We start from the raw sequence: 6,851 nt of genomic DNA on the forward strand, positions 1-6,851 counted from the left end.
GCTCGCGCCACAGGCGCAGCGTCGCGCCGTAGCGCGGATGCGCCAGCAGCCAGGCGTCCAGCCGCGGCGAGGAGCGCGAAAAACAGTACGCTGCCAGGATCAGGAAAATGGTGGTGGGCATCACCGGCAGCACGGCGCCGATCAGGCCCAATGCCAGCATCAGCAGGCCCAGGCCGCACCACAGCGCGCGGCTCAGGTGCACGGTCGCCTCCACGGCGGCATCGGCCTCATCGCGGCGTCGCCGGCAGGTGCAGGTCCACGTACGCCTGCACCTGCGCGAACGCGCTGCGCGCGGCGGCGATCACCGCCTGTTCCTGCCCGGCATCGAGCGCCAGGCGGTCGAGCGCGGCGACGAACTGGCGCCAGTGCTGCGCGCGCCCGTCCTCGTGCCCGGCCAGATGGCGCGCGCCGAACTGCGCGTGCAGGCCCAGTTTCGCCGCCAGCCTGGCCAGGATCGCCGCACCCAGGTTGGAGCCTTCGGCCACGTACAGCCAGCCCAGCGCAGCGACCTGGGTGGGGTGGCCGGCGCTGCCGGGCGCGGTAGCGTGGTCGGCGGGAAGTGCAACGCCCAGGTCGTGCAGGTCGGCCACGAGCGCTGGCAGACGCCGGCGCTGCGCCAGGTCCGGCACCACGCTGGCCAGCACCGGGTTGGCGTAGATGCGCTCCATGTCGCAATGGAACCGGTATTGCACCTGCAGGAAGCGCGCGTAGTTGTCGCGCGAGGCGAACGGTTGCGCGGCCATGATGCGCCGGTCCAGCCGGGTATGCGCCTGTGCGGTGGCGGCCTTCAGGCGCTGCGCGCGGCTCGGCGCGGGGGAGGGGGCGATAACGGGTGGCGACGGCGTGTGCGTCACAGGGCGCGCTCCAGTTTCAGGTTGATGGTGTTGCGCTCGTAGCCGTACAGCCAGTCGACGTTGCTGCGCACGCGGTTGTGGCGCAGCGTCAGCAGCGGCACGAAGCCGCCGACCGCCAGGCGCGGCGCGCGCAGCACCAGGGTGTAGGTGCGCTCGGCATCGTGGCGGCGTGCGCGCAGGACCGCGCTGTAGGCGCCGTAGTCGCGCAGCCGGTAGGAGGCGAACACGGTGGCGTCGATGCCTCCCGGCCATTGCCGCGAACCGCCCAGGCGGACGCCGCGCTGCAGGTACGCCTCGGTGTCCTGCACGGCGGCAGTGTCGCTGGCGTCGACCCCGGCGAACACGGTCCAGCGCGCATCCAGGCTGCGGAAATAGGTGGCCGAGGCGCCGCGCACGATCGCGTCGTAGCTGGCGGCGTAAGCGCGGCGGCGGTAGCGCATGTCCTTCCAGTCGCCTTCCAGCTTGACCAGCGACCGCGGCGACAGGCTCCAACTCCATTCCGCATGCACGCCCCAGGCGCCATACAGCGCCTGGTTGCCCAGCGCGTAGTAATCGAACGAGGGCGCCAGCGCCAGGCTGTGGCGGCCGCTGCGATAGCTGTAACCGGCCTGGGTCAGCGCGGTGAGTTCGTTGTAGGCGCCGTTGTCGCGATAGCTCTGGCCGAACAGCAGCGTGCGCAGGTACAGCCCATGGTGACCGCGCAGCGGCAGGCGCCGTTCGGCGCTGGCATCGTAGTCGGCGCCGAAGGCGACGATCGCCGTGGGCGTGCTGCGGCTGAAGTAGCAGCGCCCTTCCAGCGGCAGCAGGCAGATGGAACTGGCCGAGGTGCGATTGACGTTGTCGCTCCAGGCCGGTCCCAGCGCGAAGGTGCCGTTCCAGTCGCGCCGGTTGGCCAAGGCCTGGCGGAAGCCGGCGATGGTGTTGCGCACGCCCTCGGTCCTGGGATCGCCAGCGTCGATCGAGGCGGCAATGGCTGCGAACGCCTGTTCGGCCTCGCGGTCCTGCTGGTCCTCGAACAGCACCCGCGCCAGTTCCAGACGCCCGGGCAGGAAGTCCGGCTGCAACGTCAGCAGCACGCGGTACTCCCGCTCGGCGTCGCCGTAGCGGCCGCGGTTGCGCGCCACCGCGCCCTGCGCGTAATGCACCAGCAGCGGGTCGCGCTCGGGCAGGGTCAGGTATTCGGCGAGGAACCGCTGCACGGCCGGCCATTGTTTGTTCTGAAGCGACAGGTACAGCGCGCGGCCCACGTCGTTGGCGGTCGGCGCGACGACGTAGGACATGCCGTCGACGACGATGCTCGGTCGCTCGCCGGTGGCCGGCTCCTGCACCAGCGCGCGTTCGCGTTCGAGCGCCTGGCCCTGGTCGCGCTGTTCGAGCAGGCGTCGGGTATCGTCCTGCGCCTGCGCCATCGCGCACGGCGCGGCCGCCAGCCACGCGAGGCAGGCCGTCAGTGCGACAAGCGTGCGTGCGCGCCGTCGGCGCGCGGAAGAAATGCAAGGCATCGAGCAACCGGTGCGAAAGCGGAGCAGGACTGGCATGGTCGTGGCTGGTCCTGCCCGGGTACGGATCGAAAGGCGCGGACGTGCCGCGCAGACGGATTACTGCTTGGTGCCGCCGAAGGCGGTGTCGTACTTCACCCCGGCAAAGTCGGCGATGCCGGCCAGCGCGGCCTGGTTGGCGTAGAACTGGCCGGACACCGCGCCGTTGGCCGCGACCACGCTGCCGGACTGGCGGGCGATGGCGTTGCTGCCGGAGATGCTGGCGTTGCTGTTGATGCTGGCCGTGCCGATGTTGACCGCGAAGCCGGCGTTGTTCTGGATCGAGCCGGTCAGGCGGCCGGTGCCGAAGTTGGCGGTGAAGGTGCCGGTCAACTGGTTGCCGGCGCTGTAGTCGTTGATGCCGACCATGCTGTAGGTGGCGGTGCCGGCGCTGGGCACGCTGCTGTCCGGCTTGTCGCCGACGAAGTACACCGTGTGCGTGTTCAGGCCATCGGCGTTGTCCTTGCGCGAGTACCACTCGCCGAACCACACGTCCTGGCTGCCGACCTGGGAGAAGGCGAACACGCCGAGGTTGTCGTGGCTGCTCGGTGCGCCGCTGTACGGGAAGTTCAGCACCTTGACCGAGCCGACGCCGCCGTACATCGAGAGCCCCTTGAAGTCCACCGGCTTGTCCAGGCCGGTCGAGTTCACCGCGATGCCGGCCTGGCCGGCACGGTGCGGGCCGCCGTTGACGGTGGATTCGCCGACCTTGACGTAGCTTTCGTTGCTCGACTTGCCCAGGAACGGGGCTGCGTGCGCGCTGCCCAGTACACTGGCGATGGCCAGGCCCAGCAGTGCGGCGTGAGGACGTTTCATGTTCATGCGATGGATCCTTCTGGTTGGTTTGGAACGAGGAAGGACGTCCGTGTCCGGTTCGAATCACACTCCTTGAACGGCGTGCGGGAGATCAGAATCTCCCGGTCATGCTGAGTTTCAGCGTGCGTCCGGGGGCGGCCACCGTGGAGCGGGTGGCCGGGTCGACGTAGTAGCGATCGGTGAGGTTGGTCGCGCCCAGTTCGATGCTCAGGTTCTTGCGCAGCGCATAGCGGGCGTAGGCGTCCAGCAGCAGCGTGGTGCCCCAGGAGAAGGGCACGTTGAAGGTGTAGACCAGGCGGCCGTCGCCGCCTTGCACGGAGTTCTCGCGGAACCATTCCAGATCCGGATTGCGATACTGCCGGTAGTAGGTCAGGCGGCTGCCCAGCTCCAGGCGCCGCTGCAACAGGCGCGTGCCCAGCGACCAACTCGCCGACAGCTTCGGCGTGCTCTGGGTGAGCAGGTAGCCGCCGACGAAGCCGTAGTCCACGCAGGTCGGCACGATCCGGCCGCTGCCGATGACATAGCCGTTGTTGCTGGACAGCAGCGCTGCCGTGGTCTCGTCGCAGACTTCGTTCTTCAGCGTGTAGTTCACCCCCAGATCGGTGAACAGGCGGCCGTCGTCGTAGCGGCCCTGCAGCTCCAGGCCGCGGATGGTCTGCTTGTCGATGTTGTCGAACTTGAACTGCGCGTCGCGTTCGATCACGTCGCGGGTCTTGCTGGCGTAGTAGGCCAGCTTGACGTCGGCGGTGGTGTCCGCGCCGAGCAGCGCGCCCAGGTCTTGGACGTAGGCCAGTTCCCAGGTGTGGGCGTGTTCGGGTTTCAGGTCCCAGGGATTGAGCGAGGCGGAGAACGCAACCGTGCTCTCGAACATGCTGGGGAAGCGCAAGGTCTCGCTGTAGCGCAGATACGCCCTGCTGACATCGCTGAAATCCAGCGTCGCCGAGAAGAACGGCATCCAGCCGTGGTCCTTGCGGCGGCGCGCCCTGGCGTCGCCGGTGCTGACGACGGGGCTGGCCAGGCACGTCTGCCCGAGTGCGCCGGGCAGCGCATCCAGCGATCCGTTTAGGCAGGCATTGCCGGCCTTGGTGTAGCGGCCGTGCGCATCGGCCTGCCATGGCGCCTTGTGCTGCACGTCGTACTGGGTCGGCACGTTCTGCAGCAGGTCGGCGGCGATGGCGTCGTACTCCTCCTGGGTGATGATCTCCAGGTCCAGCAGTTCGCGATTGCCGGCAAGCTGGTCGGCGATCAACGCCTCGCGCTCGGCCTGGGTGTAGGTCTGGGTGGTGCGATAGCTGATCTCGTAGCCGTCGACCAGCGACTGTCGCAGTTGCCCGGCGTGCGCGGCCAGGAAGTCGTCGAACGCCCAGTACGTGGCGTAGCGCGCGCCGGCGCTCAGCGCCAGCCGCTCGAGCGGCCGCCATTCCACGTTGAAGTAGGCCTGCCGTTCCTGGCGCCGGCCTGCGCGCGGATACATGCGCCAGCCATCGCTGACGCCGAAATAGGCGTCGTCCGAGCGCAGGCGCTCGTGCTGCACGCTGCCGCCGACGCTCAGATCGAGGCCATCGGCCAGGCGGACGCGGTTGCTCGCGGTGAGCCCGGTGCGGTCGTTGCGCGCATTGGCCAGGGCCGTGTTCCTGAGCAGCGGGTTGTCAGGCCCTTGCGCATAGTTGGGGAAGCCGCCGGCGGTGTAGGTGGCGCTGGCGGTGTCGGTGCGCCACAGCGTAGCGTCGAGGTCGAGCCAGCGGCTGTCGGCCGGGTGCCAGGTGTAGCGCAGGTTCCAGGCCTGCGCATCGACCCGGCTCAGCGGCCACTGGATCGCAGCGCGGTTCGCCGATTCGATGATCCGCGAAGGCATCACCTCGCCGTAGTGCGAGAGGCTGTCGCGATAGCCCAGTTGCAGCGCCTGCGCCTCGCTTGGCCGCCAGCCGAGCTTGAACAGCCACGATTCCATCTGGCTGGAGGTATTGGCGACCTCGTCGCCGGGCCGCCAGTAGTTGGCCATCGACAGGATGTAGTCGTCGGCGGAGGAGCCGCGCGAGCGGCTGTAGTAGCCGGCGCCGTGCCTGCCGGCATAGTAGTTGCCGCGGTCGCGATAGGCGTAGGCGGCGAACAGGTCCACGGAGTCGGCGGGGCGCCAGCCCAGCGCCAGACGGTAGGCGAGGTCCTCTCCGGAGAACACGTTGTCGCCGCCACCGCCGTGGCGCGGCTGCACCTGCAGGGTGCGATCCTCGTAGGGTGCGTTCGGCGCGTTCTGCGGGAAGCCGGTCACCGTGCGGTAGTCCTGGCCGGTGTGCAGCCGCGGCAGCCGCGGCGCCACCGCGTTGCTGCTGCCTTCCACACGCACTTCGCCGCCGATGCGCTGACCGGTCTCGAGCACGTCGTCCATGTCCAGGGTGTCGATCACCATCGCGCCACCGATACCGGTGGCGACGTTGCGGGTCAGCGACGGTCCCTTGAGGATCTGGATGCCGCCGATCAGCAGCGGATCGATGTAGTTGCGATTGCTGGCGCCGTTGTATCCGCGCCACACGGTCAGCGCCTGCTCGGTACCGTCGATGCTCACCGGCACCCGGCCCGGCCCCTGGATGCCGCGGATGTTGAGATCCAGCGCGCCGCTGTTGCGCGCATCGCCGCTGAACACGCCGGCGACGCCGTTGACCAGATCCGACGGCGTGGCGCCCTTGTAGCGTTCCACCTCGGTGCGACCGATGTACGCGCTGGACAGGTCCAGGTCGTACACCGCGTCGCGGCCGCGCTGGTCGCGGACGTCGCCGCCGGCGCTGCGGTCGTCGCCGGCCACGCGCAGCGTGTCGGTGATGATCGCCCCGGCGGGTGCCGCGGCGCGCTCCAGCGTCATCGCCCGAGTGCCGGTGCGCCGTGCGACCAGGCCGCTGCCCTGCAGCAGGCGTTGCAGCGCCTGTTCGGCGCTGTAGTCGCCTTTCACCGCGGGGGCGTTCGCTCCATCTGCGATCTGGCCGGCGTACAGCACCTGCACGCCGGTCTGCGCGGAGAGTTTCAGCAACGCCTGCGGCAGCGGCTGCGCCTCCAGATCGATCGCATGGCGGACCGACGCCGCCGTGCTGCCGGGCGCGCGCGGCACCTGGGCCAGGGCTCCGGCGCTGAGCAACATCAGGGTGAGGGTACTGCTGAGCAGGGCGAGACGCGGCGCGGGACGGGGGCGGGCGGTGGAGCGGTGGATGGGCATACGGTCGCTGGGCAGGAAGATGTTTGATGAGAACGAAACGCATTCCGTTCTTTCCTGCTTAGACGGGCTCGTCCCGGCTGATCCCCCAGCCGCGACGGCCTGGTCTTGTCCTCTGCCCGGTCTTGTTTATCTCGAGTTCATGCTCTGTGCGCCGGCGGCAGTGGCCGCCTCCGGCGTACCTCGGTGCACGAGGGTGACCACTCCCAGGTCGAGCGCCTCCAGGTTGAGGCTGTCGAGCAAGATATGCAGCGCGCGCTCGGGGTCGGCGACGTCCAGCGATCCGGAGACCGGCAATGCGCGCAGGCGCGCATCGCGCACCAGGACGCGGTCGTGTCGGTAGCGCGAGAGCTCTTCCAGCACCTGCGCCAGCGGCGTGGCGTCGAACAGCAGTTGCCTGCGTTGCCAGGCGCCGACCGCCAGCGGGTCGAGCGGCGCGAG

5 protein-coding genes and 1 pseudogene are annotated in these 6,851 nt (G+C 69.3%); all 6 read right to left on the reverse strand.

The features are described 5' to 3' along the window. Nucleotides 1–160, reverse strand: a 160-nt coding sequence (locus D180_RS09485; protein WP_043085540.1) for a YbaN family protein, incomplete at its 3' end; no start/stop codon positions are given. Between the two features lie 67 nt (nucleotides 161–227). After that, nucleotides 228–854, reverse strand: a complete 627-nt coding sequence (locus tag D180_RS09490) for a biliverdin-producing heme oxygenase (protein ID WP_017916807.1) — start codon at nucleotides 852–854, stop codon at nucleotides 228–230. Beyond that, nucleotides 851–2,263, reverse strand: coding sequence for a surface lipoprotein assembly modifier (locus tag D180_RS09495; protein WP_017912604.1), 1,413 nt, complete (start codon nucleotides 2,261–2,263; stop codon nucleotides 851–853). The genes D180_RS09490 and D180_RS09495 overlap by 4 nt, the downstream gene beginning before the upstream one ends. Nucleotides 2,264–2,452: 189 nt before the next feature. Next, entirely contained in the window at nucleotides 2,453–3,214 is a 762-nt protein-coding gene (locus D180_RS09500) for a Slam-dependent surface lipoprotein (RefSeq protein WP_017912605.1), read from the reverse strand. Between the two features lie 85 nt (nucleotides 3,215–3,299). Further along, entirely contained in the window at nucleotides 3,300–6,413 is a 3,114-nt protein-coding gene (locus D180_RS09505; protein ID WP_017912606.1) for a TonB-dependent receptor, read from the reverse strand. A 126-nt stretch (nucleotides 6,414–6,539) separates the two neighbouring features. Further along, nucleotides 6,540–6,851 (reverse strand): annotated as a pseudogene (locus D180_RS09510) (hypothetical protein); the annotation flags it as partial.

The sequence above is a fragment of the Xanthomonas sp. SHU 166 genome, assembly GCF_000364685.1.
Taxonomy (GTDB): domain Bacteria; phylum Pseudomonadota; class Gammaproteobacteria; order Xanthomonadales; family Xanthomonadaceae; genus Xanthomonas_A; species Xanthomonas_A sontii.